General features: G+C 64.1%; 15 protein-coding genes. 4 read left to right on the top strand and 11 right to left on the bottom strand.

All coding sequences use genetic code 11. From position 1 onward, the window contains the following. A partial coding sequence (locus tag A9K66_RS14885) for a LysR family transcriptional regulator (RefSeq protein ID WP_067324600.1) occupies window positions 1-588 on the bottom strand: 588 nt, incomplete at its 3' end. Between the two features lie 54 nt (window positions 589-642). Continuing rightward, entirely contained in the window at window positions 643-789 is a 147-nt protein-coding gene (locus A9K66_RS30270) for a hypothetical protein (protein WP_156751064.1), read from the bottom strand. Window positions 790-866: 77 nt separating this feature from the next. On the opposite strand from A9K66_RS30270, the gene A9K66_RS14880 reads away from it, so the two are divergent. From A9K66_RS14880 to A9K66_RS14870, 3 genes are read left to right on the top strand one after another with little or no spacing between them, the layout of a single operon-like run. After that, window positions 867-3,797 (top strand): molybdopterin oxidoreductase family protein, encoded by a 2,931-nt coding sequence (locus A9K66_RS14880; protein WP_067324598.1) that lies wholly within the window; start codon window positions 867-869, stop codon window positions 3,795-3,797. Beyond that, complete coding sequence (locus A9K66_RS14875; RefSeq protein WP_067324593.1) at window positions 3,794-4,528, top strand: 4Fe-4S dicluster domain-containing protein; 735 nt, start codon at window positions 3,794-3,796, stop codon at window positions 4,526-4,528. Before A9K66_RS14880 ends, A9K66_RS14875 begins: the two co-directional genes overlap by 4 nt. 12 nt (window positions 4,529-4,540) lie before the next feature. Further along, complete coding sequence (locus tag A9K66_RS14870) at window positions 4,541-5,476, top strand: DmsC/YnfH family molybdoenzyme membrane anchor subunit (RefSeq protein ID WP_067324591.1); 936 nt, start codon at window positions 4,541-4,543, stop codon at window positions 5,474-5,476. Window positions 5,477-5,483: 7 nt separating this feature from the next. Here A9K66_RS14870 and pdeM read toward each other — a convergent pair whose 3' ends face one another. From pdeM to A9K66_RS14845, 5 genes are all read right to left on the bottom strand, one after another. Continuing rightward, window positions 5,484-6,200: a ligase-associated DNA damage response endonuclease PdeM gene (gene pdeM, locus A9K66_RS14865; protein WP_067324589.1), complete on the bottom strand. Its 717-nt coding sequence runs from the start codon at window positions 6,198-6,200 to the stop codon at window positions 5,484-5,486. Between the two features lie 16 nt (window positions 6,201-6,216). Then, window positions 6,217-8,748, bottom strand: a complete 2,532-nt coding sequence (locus A9K66_RS14860; RefSeq protein ID WP_067324776.1) for a ligase-associated DNA damage response DEXH box helicase — start codon at window positions 8,746-8,748, stop codon at window positions 6,217-6,219. Between the two features lie 227 nt (window positions 8,749-8,975). Next, complete coding sequence (locus A9K66_RS14855; protein WP_067324588.1) at window positions 8,976-9,836, bottom strand: NlpC/P60 family protein; 861 nt, start codon at window positions 9,834-9,836, stop codon at window positions 8,976-8,978. A gap of 50 nt (window positions 9,837-9,886) precedes the next feature. Next, a complete protein-coding gene (locus tag A9K66_RS14850) occupies window positions 9,887-10,237 on the bottom strand; it encodes a MarR family winged helix-turn-helix transcriptional regulator (protein WP_066996450.1) in 351 nt (116 codons plus the stop codon). 73 nt (window positions 10,238-10,310) lie between these two features. Continuing rightward, complete coding sequence (locus tag A9K66_RS14845) at window positions 10,311-11,675, bottom strand: leucyl aminopeptidase family protein (protein WP_082953866.1); 1,365 nt, start codon at window positions 11,673-11,675, stop codon at window positions 10,311-10,313. Between the two features lie 122 nt (window positions 11,676-11,797). Between A9K66_RS14845 and A9K66_RS14840 the strand changes: the two genes are divergently transcribed. Next, window positions 11,798-12,625, top strand: a complete 828-nt coding sequence (locus tag A9K66_RS14840; protein ID WP_067324585.1) for a tetratricopeptide repeat protein — start codon at window positions 11,798-11,800, stop codon at window positions 12,623-12,625. A 186-nt stretch (window positions 12,626-12,811) separates the two neighbouring features. Here A9K66_RS14840 and A9K66_RS14835 read toward each other — a convergent pair whose 3' ends face one another. From A9K66_RS14835 to A9K66_RS14820, 4 genes are all read right to left on the bottom strand, one after another. Then, complete coding sequence (locus tag A9K66_RS14835; protein ID WP_066996444.1) at window positions 12,812-13,828, bottom strand: type II secretion system F family protein; 1,017 nt, start codon at window positions 13,826-13,828, stop codon at window positions 12,812-12,814. Window positions 13,829-13,841: 13 nt separating this feature from the next. Further along, entirely contained in the window at window positions 13,842-14,855 is a 1,014-nt protein-coding gene (locus A9K66_RS14830) for a type II secretion system F family protein (protein ID WP_066996441.1), read from the bottom strand. Between the two features lie 131 nt (window positions 14,856-14,986). Then, window positions 14,987-16,486, bottom strand: coding sequence for a CpaF family protein (locus A9K66_RS14825; protein ID WP_067324583.1), 1,500 nt, complete (start codon window positions 16,484-16,486; stop codon window positions 14,987-14,989). 30 nt (window positions 16,487-16,516) lie between these two features. After that, complete coding sequence (locus A9K66_RS14820; protein ID WP_197507472.1) at window positions 16,517-17,800, bottom strand: CpaE family protein; 1,284 nt, start codon at window positions 17,798-17,800, stop codon at window positions 16,517-16,519. Window positions 17,801-17,812 lie beyond the last annotated feature (12 nt).

Genomic DNA, 17,812 nt, shown 5'->3' with positions numbered 1-17,812 from the left:
GCCCTCCCTGATGATCCAGCGCAACGACCTGATGTCGAGGTTTCCAGCCGGCGTCGTCGGAAGCTCGGGATGTGAGCCCGCCACGACCAGCATGGGGCGATCCTCATCGACCGTGGCGCGCCGCAATATGTCGGACTCGGTGCGGCCCTCGACCAGCCCGAAATCGGCCCGGCCGTCCAGCACATTGGTCTCGACCTGCCGCGTGTTGCCGATGGTGACGCTCAGGCGCACCGCCGGATAGGCTTCGTGGAAGGATGCCAGGCGCCTCGGCAGCCAGTAGCTGGCGATGGTCTGGCTGGCCGATATCGACAGGCTGCCGGTGATGGTCTGGGAAACATGCTCCAGCACGTCGTGGGCAGCCGCTGCCCGTTCCAGAACAGCCTTGGCTTCGGGCAGGAAGCGGTGGCCGGTCTGCGCGAGCTCGATGTTGCGGCCGACCCGGTTGAACAGCCGCACGCCATGATGGCTTTCGAGCGCGCGGATGGCGGCAGAGGCGGCCGATTGCGAGATGCCGAGCAGGTCGGCCGCCTTGGTCATGTGGCCATGCTCGGCGACGGCGACGAAGATGCGAAGCTGATCGAGGGTCATGGCCAACTAAGAAGGAAAATCGATCGGAATTACAAGAGCGGCTTGTTAGACAGATCAATCGCTTTGTTCTAACTTTTTACCCGAGCTTGGAAAAAATTGGCCGTTCTGCCGCCAAGGTTGGAAATGATCGGGCGCTTCAAATCCCTTTTCGCGCATTGGAGCCGCCAGCTGAAGCGGCAGCTCGCCGGCGACCGCTACCATCCTGAGCTGCATTATATGCGCGGGCCCGGTCCGAAGACGAAGGCCAAGATGGCAAGCGGCAAGAGCGTTCGCGGATCATGAGCCTAGCTGAACCACGCGGCGCAAACTCCGCGCCCTCGCAGCGGCCGCTGGCCGACAGCCAGGCGCCTGACGAAGGCGACGGCGTCGAGACCTCGCCGAGCGTGTCCGACCGCATCGCCAAAACCACCTGCTACATGTGCGCCTGCCGCTGCGGCATCGACGTCCACATCAAGGACGGCAAGGTGCGCTACATCAACGGCAACAAAGACCACCCGGTGAACCGGGGCGTGATCTGCGGCAAGGGCAGCGCCGGCATCATGCAGCATTACAGCCCGGCGCGGCTGAGGAAGCCGCTGCGGCGCACAGGGCCTCGTGGTTCCGGCGAGTTTCGCGAGATCGAATGGGACGAAGCGCTCACCATCGCCACCGAGCGGCTGTCGGCGGTCCGCTGCACCGATCCGAGAAAGCTTGCCTTTTTCACCGGGCGCGACCAGTCGCAGTCGCTGACCGGCTGGTGGGCGAGCCAGTTCGGTACGCCCAACTTCGCCGCCCATGGCGGCTTCTGCTCGGTCAACATGGCGGCCGGTGGGCTCTACACGATCGGCGGCTCGTTCTGGGAGTTCGGCGAGCCCGACTGGGACAATACGAAATACTTCATGCTGTTCGGCGTCGCCGAGGATCATGATTCCAATCCGATCAAGATCGGCCTCGGCAAGCTCAAGGCGCGCGGCGCCAAGGTGCTGTCGATCAACCCTTGCCGCACCGGCTACAACGCGATTGCCGATGACTGGATCGGCATACGACCCGGCACGGACGGACTGTTCGTGCTGGCGCTCGTCCATGAGTTGCTCAAGGCCGGCCGCATAGATCTCGACTATCTGCTGCGCTACACCAACGCGCCGGTGCTTGTCGTACAGGAGCCCGGTTCCGCCGATGACGGATTGTTCATGCGCGATGATGACGGCAACCTGTTGGCTTGGGACAGGGTGGCGAAGGCGCCCGTCAATGCCGCCGATCCGGATGCCAAACCAGCACTGACCGGCAGCTACACGGTCAATGGCCGCCGCTGCGCACCGGTATTTCAGCTGATCGCCGACCGATACCTGCACGAAAGCCATTCGCCGGAGGCGGTGGCGGAGCGCTGCGGGGTCGGCGCCGACACCATCCGACGGATCGCGGCGGAGCTGGCGCATATCGCCTTCGAGCAGGCGATCGAGCTGCCGGTCGCCTGGACCGATTGGGCCGGCCGCCGGCACGAGACGATGAAGGGCCGGCCGGTGTCGATGCATGCCATGCGCGGCATCTCGGCCCATTCCAACGGCTTTCATACTTGCCGCGCCATCCACCTGCTGCAGGTTCTGCTCGGCACGGTGGACGTGCCCGGCGGCTTCCGCTTCAAGCCGCCCTATCCGCGTTGCGCGCCGCCGGGGCCAAAGCCCGCAGGCAAGAACGTCCGCCCGATGACGCCGCTGGAGGGTATGCCGCTCGGCTTCGTCTCAGGGCCCGACGATCTGCTCGTCGACGAGGTCGGCACACCGATCCGCATCGACAAGGCCTATTCCTGGGAGGCGCCGCTTGCGGCCCACGGCCTGATGCACAGCGTCATCCGCAATGCCTGGGCCGGCGATCCTTATCCGATCGACACGCTGATGATGTATATGTCGAACATGGCCTGGAACTCCTCGATGAATACCGTCGAGACGGTTCGTATGCTCACCGACAAGGACGAGGCGGGCGACTACAAGATCCCCTTCATCATTTATTCCGACGCCTATTATTCCGAGACGGTGCCGTTCGCCGACCTGGTGCTGCCCGACACGACCTATCTCGAGCGGCACGACTGCATCAGCCTGCTCGACCGGCCGATCAGCCATGCCGACGGGCCGGGCGATGCCATCCGTCACCCGGTGGTGCAGCCGGACCGGGATGTCCGGCCGTTCCAGTCGGTGCTCATCGAGCTCGGCGCGCGGCTCGGCCTGCCTGGTTTCGCCAACGAAGACGGTTCGGCGAAATACCGCGACTATGCCGACTACATCGTCAACCACGAGCGCACGCCCGGCATCGGCCCGCTTGCCGGCTGGCGCGGTAAGAACGGCGACGCGATCGGCAAAGGCGAGGTGAACCCGGACCAGTTGCAGCGCTACATCGACAATGGCGGTTTCTGGCACCACGGGTTCGCCGACGACCAGCGCTATTACAAGATGGGCAACCGCGCCTATCTCGACTTTGCCGTGCAGATGGGATTCATCTCCAAGGCCGATCCGATCATCTTTCAGCTCTATTCGGAGCCGATGCAGCGCTTTCGCCTCGCCGCGCGCGGTCATGGCAAGGTGCAGCCGCCGGAGGCCGAGCGCGACCGGATCGAAGCCTATATGGACCCGCTGCCGTTCTGGTACGCGCCCTTCGAGGACGACGCCGTCGATCTCCAGAAATATCCGCTGCATGCGCTGACGCAGCGGCCGATGCATATGTACCATTCCTGGGGCTCGCAGAATGCGTGGCTGAGACAAATCACCAGCCAGAACCGGCTGTTCGTGCACCGGCGGACGGCAGCGAGGCTTGGGCTGGCCGACGACGACTGGGTGTGGATCGAAAGCATCAACGGCCGCGTGAAGGGTCAGATCAAGCTGATCGACGGCGTCAACCCGGACACTGTCTGGACCTGGAACGCTATCGGCAAGCGGCGCGGCAGTTGGGGGCTGAAGGACGACGCCGCAGAGAGCAATCGCGGCTTCCTGCTCAATCACATCGTCGGCGACCAGACCGCGGCGGATGCCAACGGCAAGCGCTATTCGAACTCCGACCCAGTGACCGGACAGGCAGCATGGTTCGACGTACGCGTGCGTATCGCCAAATGCGCCGCGGAAGAGGCCGGCTTCACCGAGCCGCAATTCGAGCGCTTGCGGCAGCCGCCAAATTTCGAGCCGTCACCGGATGTGCTTCGCTTCGGCGATGGATTCCGCATAAAAAGGGAAGCCGCCGAATGACCTGCCTTCCCGCCCAAACCGAGAAGAAGCTCGGCCTCGTCATCGACCTTGACACCTGCGTCGGCTGCCAGGCCTGCGTTACCGCTTGCAAGGAATGGAACACCGGCGGACACATGGCGCCGCTGACCGACATCGATCCGTATGGCGGGCGTGTCGACGGCGTCTGGTTCAACCGCGTGCACAGCTATGAGCACACGACCGAACAAGGCGGCCGCACGGTGAACTTCCCGCGCTCCTGCCTGCATTGCGAGCAGCCAGCCTGCGTCACCGTCTGTCCGACCGGCGCCTCCTACAAGCGCGCCTCCGACGGCATCGTGCTGGTCGACGAGGACAAGTGCATCGGCTGCAAGCTGTGCAGCTGGGCCTGTCCCTATGGCGCGCGCGAATTCGATACGGATGTCGGCGTGATGAAGAAATGCACGCTTTGTGTGGACCGCATCTACAACGACAATCTGGCGACAGAGGACCGCCTGCCGGCCTGTGTCGCCGCCTGCCCTACCAGCGCCCGGCATTTCGGCGATCTGGGCGATCCCGCCTCGGCAATCTCGCACCTGGTAGAAGAGCGTGGCGGCGTCGAGTTGATGCCCGAGCTTGGCTACCAGCCGACCAACAAATACCTTCCCCCGCGCGCCCGTACCGAGCGGGCGGCGAAGGTGGACGCGCCGGCGCTGGAACCGATCCGGACCGACGGAGGCTTCCTCGGCTGGATCGACCGCATGCTTTCGAACTGAATTCGCGCAGCCATGCATCCCGCCTATTCCGTCGTCTTCTTCACCACCGCCACCGGGGCCGGCTACGGCCTGCTGGCGCTGCTCGGCGTCCTTGGCGGGCTGGGATTCATCGCGCCCGAGTTCTGGCTCGGACTCCTCGGCATGGCGCTTTCGCTTGGCTTGATCGCGGCCGGCCTGCTCTCCTCGACCGGCCATCTCGGCCGACCTGAACGCGCCTGGCGCGCCTTCTCGCAATGGCGAAGCTCCTGGCTGTCGCGCGAAGGGGTCGCCTCGGTCGCGACCTTCATCCCGGCCGGGCTGTTCGGCATTGGCTGGGTGCTGATGGGCAAAAGCGGCGGTTGGGTCGCCATCGTTGGCCTGCTGGCTGCCGCCGGCGCCGTCGTGACAGTCTGTACGACCGGAATGATCTATGCCTCGCTGAAACCGATCGCGCAGTGGCACAGCCGTTATACTTTGCCGGCTTATCTTATCTTCTCGGCAATGACGGGTGGCGTGCTGCTCAACGGCCTGCTGCGAAGCTTCGGGGCCGGATCAACCTTGGTTCTGGCCGGCGCGCTGCTTGCCACGCTCGCCGGGTGGGGCTGGAAGCTTGCGACCTGGCATTACAACGACAGGCTGGAAATCCCGACCACGGCCAACACGGCGACCGGCCTGGCCGGCGGCACGGTGCGGTCCATCGAATGGCCGCACACCGAAGAAAACTACCTGCTCAAGGAGATGGGCTTTCGCATTGCGCGCAAGCATAGCGCGAAGCTGAGGCGAATGACGCAGGTGCTGGCCTTCGCCGTGCCGGCCATCTTGCTCGTGATCGCCTTCGCCTTGCCATGGCCTTTCGCAGCAGCCGCATCACTGCTTGCAGCGCTTATGCAATTCGTGGGCATGCTGGTCGAACGCTGGCTGTTCTTCGCCGAGGCAAAGCACACCGTCACGCTCTATTACGGCAGATGAAGCCGCTTCAGCCCGGCCGCAGCATCGAGCCGGAAATGGCAAAGATGCGCTCCGCACCCAGCATGTAGGCAACAAGCGTTTCCAGGCGGAACAGTCCGGCATAGGCGCGGTCGAGCACGTTGAGCGAGCCGGTATAGGCGCCGAAGGCCGGCATGATCATGCGGCCGCCGTCACCGGCGAAGCAGCGCCGCCTGACCGAGCGGCCGCGCTGGACGATGCGGGCGCAGGGATGCAGATGGCCGGCGATCTCGCCTTCCACCCGCAGCTTGGATGGTTCATGGCGGAAGACAAGCGAACCGATGGCGAGTTCCCTCACCGTCTCGCCAGGCAGGTCGGCGGGAGCATCCGGATCATGATTGCCGGCAACCCAGAACCAGTCGCGGCCGGCCATCATCGCCTCCAGCCGCTCGCGGAAGCTTAGATGCATGCGCTCGGCGCCGCCGCCGTCGTGGAAGGAGTCGCCAAGGCTGACGACGATCCGCGGACCGTAGTCGGCGATCACAGCCTGCAGCCGCAGCAAGGTCGCACCTGTGTCATAAGGCGGGATCAGCGCGCCGCGCCTGGCGAAGGACGAGCCCTTTTCGAGATGCAGGTCGGAGACCGCAAGCAGCCGCAGATCGGGGAAATAGAGCACGCCGCGCCGGTCGCAAACCGCGCGTTCGCCGGCGATGCCGACAAAGTCGGCCTCGGCGATCAGCGTTGCGCGCGACAGCGAAAAATTCATCCCCTCTTGCCTTCTCTCAGTCGGCCATCTCCGGCCCCATGGCCTCTTCAACGAGGGTGGCGGCATCCATCAACAGCGTTTCATCCGCCTCGCCATGCACCGGCATCTTGCCGATTTCGAGCATGATCGGCACGGCTAGCGGCGATATCTGTTCCAGGTCCTTATGCACGATTCGACCGAGGATGCGCGAGAGCATCTCGGCAAGTCTGCTGACATCGAGCAATCCGGTCGCTGCATCGGCACGCGTCGCCTGGAGCAGGATGTGGTCGGGCTCGTGGCTGCGCAGCACATCATAAATCAGGTCTGTCGAGACGGTGACCTGGCGGCCGCTTTTCTCCTTGCCGGGATGACGTTTCTCGATCAGTCCGGAAATCAGCGCGCAGTTGCGGAAGGTGCGCTTGAGCAGCCAGCTGTCGGCAAACCATGCCTCGAGATCGTCACCGAGCATGTCCTGATCGAAGAGCGCAGCCAGCGATGGTTTTTTGTTTTTGAACATCCAGCCCATGTCGGCCAGCGACCAAATAGCCAACGCATAGTCGGTGGCAACGAAGCCGACCGGTTTGGCGCCCGCTCGATCCAGGCGGCGCGTCAGCAGCATGCCCAGCGTCTGATGCGCGAGCCTGCCTTCGAACGGATAGGCTACGAGATAGTGCCGGTTTCCGCGTGGAAAGGTCTCGATCAGCAGATCGTCCCGTTTCGGCAGGACGGATTTATCCGCCTGAAACCGCAGCCAATCGGCCACCTGCTCGGGCAGCTTCTTCCAGCGCTGCGGATCGTCGAGCATGGCGCGCACCTGCTCGGCGAGATAGGTCGAAAGCGGGAATTTGCCGCCGCCATAGTAGGGCACCTTTGCTTCGCTTCCGGGAGCATTCGACACGAAGCACTCATTGTCGCGGATACCCTCGAAGCGCAGAACCCTTCCGGCGAACATGAAAGTGTCGCCATAGGTCAAGGTCTCGAGAAACGCTTCCTCGATCTTTCCCAAGACTCTGCCGCCGCGCGAGGCCGCGCCCTTGCTTCCAGCCTGGACGTAACGAACGTTGAGGGCCGGCACTTCGATGATGGTCCCGACATTGAGCCGGTACTGTTGCGCCACGCGGGGATTGGATACTCGCCACAAGCCTTCCTTGGTTTGGCGGATACGGGCGTAGCGCTCGTAGTTTCTCAGCGCGTATCCGCCGGTGGCGACGAAGTCGATGACCCGGTCGAATGTCGGGCGGTCTAGGCTGACATAGGGCGCAGCCGATCTCACCTCGTCAAACAGCGCGTCGGCGTGGAACGGGGCACCGCAGGCGCAGCCGAGCACATGCTGCGCCAGCACGTCGAGCCCGCCATTGACCAAAGGCGGCGTGTCCTGCGCGCCGAGATAGTTGGCGTCGAGCGCGGCACGGCATTCAAGCACCTCAAACCGGTTGGCCGGGATCAGGATCGCCTTCGATGGCTCATCCATGCGGTGGTTGGCGCGGCCGATGCGCTGCGCCAGGCGGCTTGCCCCCTTCGGCGCGCCGACATGCACGACCAGATCGACATCGCCCCAGTCGATGCCCAGGTCCAATGTCGAGGTGGCGACGATAGCGCGCAAGGCGTTTTCGCCCATCGCCTTCTCGACCCGCCGCCGCTGGGCGACGTCGAGCGAGCCGTGATGCAAGGCGATCGGCAACGTGTCGTCGTTGACGCGCCACAGCTCCTGAAACAGCAGCTCGGCCTGGCTGCGCGTGTTGACAAAGAGCAGCGTCGTCTTGTGCCGCTTGACCTCGCGATAGATCTCCGGAGTGGCGTAGCGGGCGGAATGGCCAGCCCATGGCACCCGCTCTTCGGAATCGAGAATGGAGATGTCGGGCTTGGCGCCGCCTGTCACGACGATTAACTCGGACATGGCCTCAGGGGAAGCCTGGCTGACCAGCCAGCGCCGCAACTCATCCGGCTCGGCGACCGTAGCCGACAGGCCGATGGTCTGCAGCTCAGGGACGAAGGTGCGCAGCCGCGCCAGGCCTAGCGCCAAAAGATGCCCGCGCTTCGAGGTGACGAGCGAATGCAATTCGTCGAGGACGACATAACGCAAATCCTCGAAGAGGCGCCTGGCGGCGGCGGAGGCAATCAGAAGAGCGAGCTGTTCGGGCGTGGTGAGCAGGATGTCGGGCGGTGCGAGCTGTTGCCGCTGGCGCTTGTGCGAGGGCGTGTCGCCGGTACGGGTCTCGATGGTCACCGGCAGTCCGATCTCCTCGACCGGCTTGCCGAGATTGCGCTCGATGTCGACGGCCAGCGCCTTGAGCGGCGAGATGTAGAGCGTGTGGATGCCACGATGCGCCCCTCCGGGCTTGCGGCGCGGACGTCTGGCGAGTTCGGTAAGCGAGGGCAGGAATCCGGCAAGCGTCTTGCCGGCGCCGGTCGGCGCGATCAGCAGCGCCGATTGGCCGGCTCGAGCCTTCGCCAGCAGTTCGAGCTGGTGGGCGCGCGGCGACCAGCCTTTTGCAGCGAACCATTTTACGAACGGCTCGGGGAGAAGGACGGCGACATTCTGTTCGGCGAGGCGCGGCTGCTCTGTCACGCGCAAAGAGGTAGCGCGCTGGCAAGCGATCGCCAAGGAAAATCGGAACAAAAGGGGATCATTCTTCCCCTCTCCCCCTTGTGGGAGAAGGTGGCTCGGCGCGCACCGCCGAGCCTAATGAGGGTGATCCAGCTTGGCCTACTTACCCCTCATCCAGATTGCCAGCCGACTTGCGAAGAGCAAATCGGGGCAATCCAACCTCTCCCCCTGGAGGAGAGGTAAGGGCGCTAAGGCCTGCGGAACCCGGTCGGGCCGCCATAGAGATAGCCGATCCGCTCGACGGCCTCCTTCAGCCCTTCGCGCGAGACCAGCATCGTGTGGCCATTGGCGTGGATCATGTCCTTCGCGTCGGTCATGATCGCGACGTGGCCCTTCCAGAAGACGAGGTCGCCGCGCTGCAGCCCGGAATACTCAGTGCCCGGCTCGAGCGGCGTCCCGATCGATGCCGCCTGCATGTCGGAGTCGCGGAGCACATCCTTGCCGGCCATGCGCATCGACAGTTGCACGAGGCCGGAGCAGTCGATGCCGAAGCCGGAGACACCGCCCCAGAGGTATGGCGCGCCGAGGAAGCTTTCGGCGACCGTCACAAAGTCGGCTGCCACCTCGGCGAGCGGCCGCAGATGGCGGGCAATGACTGCCTGGCCCGATGGCAACAGTGCGTAGTGCGTGCCGCGCGTTTCGGCGGAACCCGTCACCGTCACCGCGGAGCCCATCGACAGTTGCCCGCCGATCGGGAAGCGCAGGTCCGGTCCGGGATAGAGGAAGGTGCGCGGCACGGAGACGATGTGGCTGGGCGCATGCTCACGTGCGCCGAGCACATTGTCGGCCACATAGCCGACATAGCCGTCGCGCTCGGCCTGCACCCAGGCCCAGCCTTCCGCAACCTCGAAGACCAGCACGTCGTCGCCGAACAGCGCCTGCGTGTTGATGCCGGCATCGGGGCGCGGGGCCTTGCGCAGGTCGGCGACGGCGGTGGTGATCCGCGCCGGGCGGCCGGCGACAAAGCGGTCGGCGGCGACTTCCCCCTTCAGCCTGGCATCGGCGAGATCGGAACGAAAGGCGTGAAGGCGGGCATCCCTGGCGGTCAAATCGGTAGTCCAGTCAAATGGGTTTATCGGTCAGACAGACGAGTTGTCGGTCAGATGGGCAGCTCATGCGCCTTTGCGACGATACCATCACCGAAGCGCTCGACAAAGAGCGCGCCCTCCACCGTGCGCCGGATCAGCACGTTGCGCTTGTCGAGCTCGTCGCGGTGGCGCGAGACCAGCTTCAGCGCGCCCATCGTGTCGAGCGCGCGGGTAATGACCGGCTTGGTGACGTTGAGCCTCGCGGCCAGCCCGCGCACCGTATGCGGCGGCGGATCGAGGTAGATGGTGAGCAGGATCGCGGTCTGGCGCATGGTGAGGTCGGGCGCGTCGTCGCGCACCTGCGACAGCAATACCTGCTGCCACAGTCGCAAGGCCTGGCTCGGGCGCATCGAGATCGACATCCGCCAAGCATGACGGGAAATTGTTTCGCTTCCGTTTCAGTCCGCGACGGCTTTGCCAGTTTTCTCGTCACACTCACCCGAAGCGCTTCGAGATTACTCGTTCCAGCGCGCGAATGCCTTGCGCTTCACCCCCGGTCAAGCCGTATGGGCGATCACTCGGGTTCCAGGCGAAGATGTCGAGATGCGCCCAGCCGGGGGTCTTCTCGACAAAGCGCTTGAGGAAGAGCGCCGCCGTGATCGATCCGGCGAAGCCGTCCGTCGTGACATTGTTGACGTCGGCGATCTTCGAGGAAAGCTTCGCGTCATAGGGACGCCACAGCGGCATGCGCCACAGCGGATCCTCGACAGCAACCGAAGCCGCAGCCAGGTCGGACGCCAGTGCCTCGTCGCCGGTGTAGAAGGGCGGCAGATCGGGGCCGAGCGCAACACGGGCCGCTCCGGTCAAGGTCGCCATGTCGAACAGCAGGGCCGGCCTTTCCTCGTCGGCAAGCGCCAGAGCGTCGGCCAGCACTAGCCGGCCTTCAGCATCGGTGTTGCCGATCTCCACCGTTATCCCCTTGCGACTCCTCAGCACGTCGCCAGGCCGGAAGGCATTGCCGGCGATCGAATTCTCGACCGCAGGGATCAGCACGCGCAGCCGCACATTCCGTTTCGCCGCCATGATCATCGAGGCGAGACCCAGCACGTTGGCGGCGCCGCCCATGTCCTTCTTCATCAGCAGCATGCCCGACGACGGCTTGATGTCGAGGCCGCCGGTGTCGAAGCAGACGCCCTTGCCGACCAGCGTCACCTTCGGCGCGTCGCTCGGGCCCCAGGTCATGTCAATCAGCCTCGGCGCGCCGGCCGAGGCGCGGCCGACGGCATGGATCATCGGAAAATTCCGCGCCAGGAGATCGTCACCCTTGACGACGGAGACGTCGGCGCCGTGCCCGGCTGCCAATGCCCGGACAGCCTCCTCGAACTCATCCGGCCCCATGTCGCTCGTCGGCGTGTTGACGAGATCGCGCGTCAGGAAAATAGCCTCGGCGGTGCGGCGCACATGCGCGCCGTCGGCGCCCGACGGCAGCGCGAAGCGCAACGCCCTGCCGGGTTTCTTGCCGTAGCGGGTGAAGGCGTAGCCACCGAGGACGACGGCCAGCGCCGCAAGATCGGGCGCTGGCAGATCCTGGGCGAAATGCCATTCACCCTCGGGCAGCGACCGCGCCAGGGCGCCCACGGCAAGCTGGCTCTCGCTGTCGCCGGTGCCGAACAGCGCGCCTGCGAGACCGCCACCTTCGCCCGGCAGAACGAGCGTGCGGCCCGCCTCGCCGGAAAAGCCGTTGGCCCGTGCCCAGGCGATGACGGAAGGGGAAAGGCCAGTGCCGTCGAGGCCATCCTTTCCCACCAGGTAGACTGGCAAGGCTGCTTCCGGTTTCTTGTCAACGAGTTCGACAGGCATTCGATGGTCTCCGGCCGGCACAGCGAGTCGGCTTCTTAACGATCCGTTAGGGTTAACAGAATATTTCTGTGGGAGGGAAGACGGCCAGCTTAATGGCCGCGCAGGAATGGAGATAGGCGCCGATGCCGCTCAAAGCGTTGACCTTCACAAGCAAGCGTCTGGTCACCACGGCATTGCTGGCGGTGCTGGCGGCCAGCGTGGCCGGCTGCGGCAGCACCAGCAAGTTCACGACCGGCTCCATTTCCCGCTCCGACAACCGGCCCCTCGAAACGATGTCAGCCAGCGAACTGCACAGCGCCACGACCAGGCTCGGCGAATCCTACGCCCGGAACCCGAATGACAAACGCATCGCCACCAACTATGCCGCGGCGCTGCAGATGGATGGCGACGCCGACCAGTCGCTGGCGGTGATGCGCAAGCTCGCGATCGCCTACCCCAAGGACCGCGACGTGCTCGCCGCCTACGGCAAGGCGCTTGCCGCCAACGGGCAGTTCGAGCAGGCGCTCGATGCGGTGCGCCGCGCGCAGACGCCGGAATATCCGGACTGGCGCCTGGTTTCGGCGGAAGCCGCCATCCTTGACCAGATGGGGCAGCGGGACGAGGCACGTCAGGACTACCGGAAGGCGCTCGAGCTCAAGCCGAACGAACCCTCGATCCTTTCCAATCTCGGCATGTCCTATGTGCTGGAGGGGGATCTGCGCACCGCCGAGACCTATATGCGCTCGGCCGCGCAGCAACCCAACGCCGACAGCCGGGTGCGGCAGAACCTGGCGCTGGTCGTCGGCCTGCAGGGTCGTTTCGACGAGGCCGAAAAGATCGCCTCGCAGGAGCTTTCGCCGGAGCAGGCGCAGGCCAATATCGCCTATCTGCGCCAGATGCTTGCGCAGCAGAATGCCTGGAGCCAACTCAAGGATCAGGACAAGGGCAAGGCGAAGGTCGCGACCAACTGACTGCCCGGCACCTACAGAGGTCATCGTTCTACGGAAACCGCGAGTTGCTCTAGCTGTTTGTTTTTTCCGCAATTCCGGACGGAAAACCGTTACACACTTTTCCTGGAATTGCTTCAAGGCTGGGCCAGACAGCAAAGCCGCGCGGCGCCTGCCACGCGGCTTCTGTCATGACTTCGATGGCTTCGCCTATTGGCTGCTGGAATTGTGCTGATCGCCAAAGATGCCGCGCTGGCTGACCTGGATGCCGGCCGGCCCTAGAATGATGGCGAACAGAACCGGCAGGAAGAAGAGGATCATCGGCACGGTGAGCTTCGGCGGCAGTGCTGCGGCCTTCTTTTCGGCCGCATTCATACGCATGTCGCGGCTTTCTGAGGCGAGCACGCGCAGCGCATGCGCCACCGGCGTGCCGTAGCGCTCCGCCTGGACCAGGGCCTGAGTCACCGCCTTCACCGAATCTAGACCGGTGCGGCTTGCCAGGTTCTCGTAAGCGACCCTGCGGTCCTGCAGATAGGAGAGCTCGGCATTGGTGAGCACGAATTCCTCGGCGAGCGCCACGGACTGAGTACCGATCTCGTCGGCGACCTTGCGAAGCGCCGCTTCCACCGACATGCCGGATTCGACGCAGATCAACATCAGGTCGAGCGCGTCCGGCCACGCCAGTTGGATCGACTGCTTGCGTTTGGTGGCGCGGTTGTTGACGTAGAGGATCGGCGCATAGAAGCCGCCATAGGCGACAAGAATGCAGACGAACAGCTTGATGAAGGCAGGCTGCTGCGCCAGACCGCCGAGAAGGAACAGATAGATCGCCGCGAGCGCGAATCCGACGAAGGGCAGGATCAGACGAAAGAACAGGAAGCGCGTCAGCGGATTCTGGCCGCGGAAGCCCGCGACTTTCAGCTTCTGCAGCGTGCCTTCGTCGGCAAGCGCGCGCTTGAGATCCAGCCGTTCGACGATGTTGCGCATGCCGATCGACTGTTCCTCGCGCAAACCCTTGCGGCGGCGGTCGGCTTCATTGGCGAGCCGCTGACGCTGCTTGGCGCGCAGCTCATCCCGCTCGAGCGCCACGGTTTTCATGCGCGCCTTGAGCTGATTGCCGCCAAGCGCAGGCATGAGCGTGAAGACGGTCGCAAAAACCGCGATGCCGACCAGGAGCGCGATAAGAAACGAAGGATCGGTTAGCGTCTTGACGACCTGGTCTGTCATTTAATCCGCGTCCCTAGACTTCGAAGTTCATCATCTTGCGCATCACCAGGATGCCGATCGACATCCAGACGCCGGAGCAGCCGAGGATCAGATTGCCAACGCTGGTGGTGAATAGCGGCATGATGTAGTTCGGGCTGGTCAGATAGACGAGAAAGGCGACGACGAACGGCAGGGCGCCGATGATGACGGCGGATGCCTTTGCTTCCATCGACAGCGCCTGTACCTTGGCCTTCATCTTCTTGCGGTCGCGCAGCACGCGCGAAAGGTTGCCCAGCGCTTCGGAGAGATTGCCGCCGGCCTGCGACTGGATCTGGATGACGATGCCGAAGAAGCCGGCCTCGGTGCATGGCATGGTCTCGGACATGCGCATCGTGGCATCGGGGATCGACATACCCATCTGCTGGGAATCGACGATGCGGCGGAACTCGGAGCGGACCGGCTCCGGGGATTCGTTGGCGATCAGGCGGATCGCGTCGTTGAGCGGCAGACCGGACTTCACCGCGCGCACGATGATGTCGAGGGCATTCGGGAATTCCTCCAGGAAGGCCTTCACCCGGCGCGCGCGACGAAACGAGACGAACCAGCGCGGCAGGCCGAGGGCTCCGGCCAAGAGAGCGCCGGGCAGGACCAGCAACGGCGCGCCGGCAAGAAAGGCGAGGATCGTAAGCACGATGCCGCAGATCACCGAGTAGATGTAGAAGCGCTCAAGGGAGACGGTCATGCCGGCCTGGCGGATCTGGGCCCTCAGCGGCGGTTTCTTGACGTTGCGGTCATTGGTTTTCTGCTTTTCATCGAGCTGCTTGAGCGAATCCTGAAGCGTCTTGCGCCGTCTGACCGCTTCCGCGGCGCGGTCGCGCGTAGCCTTCACCACCGATCGGTCGGTCTCGGCCGTCTTGATCGTTTCAAGGCGCTTGCCGGCCTGCTTCTCGTTATCGATGCGCTTGAACAGGAAGGCATAGGCTATCGCGCCGGCGCTGAGGCCCGCGAGCACGACGAAAGCCAGAACCGTGGTGTCAATTCCGAACATCGACCGGGGCCCCTACACCTCCAGATGCACCAGAGCGGTTCAGCTTTTTATAAAAGCGCTGACCCGCTCTAAGTATTTGTTTTTACGCAATTCCGGACGGAAAACCGCTACGCACTTTTCCTGGAATTGCTCTAGTCAGCGCGTTTCTCCATGGCCTCGAGCGCGTTGGCGAGGCGCTGCTCCTCGCCATAGTAGCGGGCACGATCCCAGAAATGCGGGCGGCCGATGCCGGTGGAGACATGCTCGCCGATCAGACGGCCGCTCGCGTCCTCGCCCTTGATGTTGTAGAGGACGAGGTCCTGGGTGATGATGACGTCGCCTTCCATGCCGATCACCTCGGTGATGTGGGTGATGCGGCGCGAGCCGTCGCGCAGACGAGCCGCCTGGATGATCACGTCCACCGAGCCGACGACGATCTCGCGCACCGTCCTCTGCGGCAGTGAATAACCGCCCATGGCGATCATCGATTCAATACGGTTCAGGCATTCGCGCGGGCTGTTGGAGTGGATCGTTCCCATCGAGCCGTCATGGCCGGTGTTCATCGCCTGCAGAAGGTCGAACACTTCCGGTCCGCGCACCTCGCCGACGATGATCCGTTCGGGCCGCATGCGCAGGCAGTTCTTGACGAGATCGCGCATGGTCACCTCGCCCTCGCCTTCGAGATTGGGCGGCCTGGTTTCGAGACGCACCACGTGCGGCTGCTGCAGCTGCAGCTCGGCCGAGTCCTCGCAGGTGATGACCCGCTCCTCGCGATCGATGTAGTTGGTCAGGCAGTTGAGCAGCGTCGTTTTGCCCGAGCCGGTACCGCCCGAGATGACGACGTTGCAGCGGACGCGGCCGATGATCTTCAGGATCTCCGCGCCTTGCGGCGAGATGGCGCCGAACTTGACCAGCTGGTCGAGCGTCAGCTTGTCCTTCTTGAACTTGCGGATGGTGAGCGCGGTGCCATCAAGCGACAGCGGCGGCGCGATCACGTTGACGCGCGAGCCGTCGGGAAGGCGCGCGTCGCAGATCGGGCTCGATTCGTCGACGCGGCGGCCGACCTGGCTGACGATGCGCTGGCAGATGTTGAGCAGTTGCTGGTTGTCGCGGAAGCGAATGCTGGTCGGTTCGACCTTGCCGTTGACTTCGATGTAGACGTTCTTTGAACCGTTGACCATGATGTCGGCGATGTCGTCGCGCGCGAGCAGCGGCTCCAGCGGCCCATAGCCGAGCACGTCGTTGCAGATATCCTCGAGCAGCTCTTCCTGCTCGGAGATCGACATCGCGAAATTCTTGATCGCGATGATGTCGTTGACGATGTCGCGGATTTCCTCGCGCGCGCTTTCCGGATCGAGCTTGGCGAGCTGCGAAAGATCGATCGTGTCGATGAGCGCGGAAAACACCTGGCTCTTGGTGTCATAGTAGGTTTCGCTGCGCTCGCGCTGGACCCTTTTCGGCGGCTCGGGCGCCATCGGCGGCGCCTCCACCGGACGGCGAACGGGGGACGCGGCGGGCGTGCTCGGCGCGGGCGCGGCCGGCCGATCGACAGCGATCGTCCCAGCCGGAGCGGGAGCGGCCGGAGGAGGTGCTGGCGGACGGAATTCGGGAGCTGCCCGGCTGCCGTCGTCTGTGCCTCTTTTACCAAACATGATCGACTACCCGATGCCGCTCAGCGAGCGTCACTTCTTGCTGCGTGAAAGCTTGCCGAGGATGGCTCCAAGGCTTGCCTTCTTCTTCGCCTTGATCTCGCTGCGCCCTGTCAGCACATGCGCTATTTCGTTGATCGTGCCGACAACCGGACTCTTGGCGTCCATTTCGCCGAGCATGCGGCCGTTGTTGGCCGCGTTGCCGAACAGCAGCGGCTCGAAATTGATCACCGCCATGGGTGTGATGCCGAGCGGTTCGGAAAAATCCGATGCCGCGATCTCCGGGCGTTTCGGAACGCCCGCCTGGTTGATGATCAGCTTCGGCGGCGGGTCGTTCGGACGCAGCCGCTTCAGCATGTCGACCATATTCTTGGTGTTGCGCAGATTGGCGAGTTCTGGCGTGGCCGTGATGACGATCTCGTCGGCCTTGATCAGCGTGCTCTTGGTCCAACCGCTCCAGACGTGAGGGACGTCGAGCACGAGCAAGGGCGCGCTGCGCTGCGCCGTTTCGATGACCTGGGAGAAGGCGTCCGGATCGAAATCATAGACGCGCTCGAGCGTGGACGGTGCCGCCAGCAGCGACAAATGCTCGGCGCATTGCGCGAGCAGCCGGTCGAGATAGACCTCATCGACGCGCTCGGGCGAAAACACCGCCTCGGCGATGCCCTGCGCGGGGTCCCGGTCGAAGTTGATATTGGCGGTGCCGAAGGCGAGATCGAGATCGGCGACGACGACTTCGGACTTGAACAAGGACGACATCGCCCAGGCGACGTTGTGGGCGATCGTCGAGGAGCCGACGCCGCCCTTGGCGCCGATGAAGGCGATGGAGCGGCCGATCGGATCGGACTCGGGATCGATGAAGATCGACGAGACGACGCTGACGATATCGGTCATCGAGACCGGCGCGATGACATATTCGGAAATGCCCGAACGGATAAGCTCCCGGTAGAGGCCGACATCGTTGTAATGGCCGATGACCACGACCTTCGAGGTCGGATCACAGTATTCGGCGAGCTGAGCGAGCTGCTCCAGCAGCTGTTTCGGCTCGCTGCGCGATTCCAGCAGGATCAGGTTTGGCGTCGGCGCCGACTGGTAGAATTCGATCGCGGTGGCGATGCCGCCCATATGGACCTTGAGATGGGCCTTGGCCATGCGACGATCCTCGCCGGCGCGCCCGATCGGATTTGCGACGCCTTCGGTCTCGCAGAAAGCCTGGATCGAGATGCGCGGCACCGGGCGCAGCGCCTGCATGGCGGCGATGTCCTGTTGCGAAAGATCGCCGGGATCCGCAGGCGTGTCGTAGGCAAGATTGCTCATCGTCATGCTCTT

The organism is Mesorhizobium sp. AA23, from assembly GCF_001672435.1.
GTDB lineage: Bacteria > Pseudomonadota > Alphaproteobacteria > Rhizobiales > Rhizobiaceae > Mesorhizobium.
This window is presented reverse-complemented; position numbering and strand designations above follow the sequence as displayed.

What these genes read in the sequence shown, in the direction of transcription:
- A9K66_RS30270 (WP_156751064.1), bottom strand. Translation starts at nt 789, where the DNA reads ATGGTAGCGGTCGCCGGCGAGCTGCCGCTTCAGCTGGCGGCTCCAATG.
- A9K66_RS14880 (WP_067324598.1), top strand. Translation starts at nt 867, where the DNA reads ATGAGCCTAGCTGAACCACGCGGCGCAAACTCCGCGCCCTCGCAGCGG.
- A9K66_RS14875 (WP_067324593.1), top strand. Translation starts at nt 3,794, where the DNA reads ATGACCTGCCTTCCCGCCCAAACCGAGAAGAAGCTCGGCCTCGTCATC.
- A9K66_RS14870 (WP_067324591.1), top strand. Translation starts at nt 4,541, where the DNA reads ATGCATCCCGCCTATTCCGTCGTCTTCTTCACCACCGCCACCGGGGCC.
- pdeM (WP_067324589.1), bottom strand. Translation starts at nt 6,200, where the DNA reads ATGAATTTTTCGCTGTCGCGCGCAACGCTGATCGCCGAGGCCGACTTT.
- A9K66_RS14850 (WP_066996450.1), bottom strand. Translation starts at nt 10,237, where the DNA reads ATGTCGATCTCGATGCGCCCGAGCCAGGCCTTGCGACTGTGGCAGCAG.
- A9K66_RS14845 (WP_082953866.1), bottom strand. Translation starts at nt 11,675, where the DNA reads ATGCCTGTCGAACTCGTTGACAAGAAACCGGAAGCAGCCTTGCCAGTC.
- A9K66_RS14840 (WP_067324585.1), top strand. Translation starts at nt 11,798, where the DNA reads ATGCCGCTCAAAGCGTTGACCTTCACAAGCAAGCGTCTGGTCACCACG.
- A9K66_RS14835 (WP_066996444.1), bottom strand. Translation starts at nt 13,828, where the DNA reads ATGACAGACCAGGTCGTCAAGACGCTAACCGATCCTTCGTTTCTTATC.
- A9K66_RS14830 (WP_066996441.1), bottom strand. Translation starts at nt 14,855, where the DNA reads ATGTTCGGAATTGACACCACGGTTCTGGCTTTCGTCGTGCTCGCGGGC.
- A9K66_RS14825 (WP_067324583.1), bottom strand. Translation starts at nt 16,486, where the DNA reads ATGTTTGGTAAAAGAGGCACAGACGACGGCAGCCGGGCAGCTCCCGAA.
- A9K66_RS14820 (WP_197507472.1), bottom strand. Translation starts at nt 17,800, where the DNA reads ATGAGCAATCTTGCCTACGACACGCCTGCGGATCCCGGCGATCTTTCG.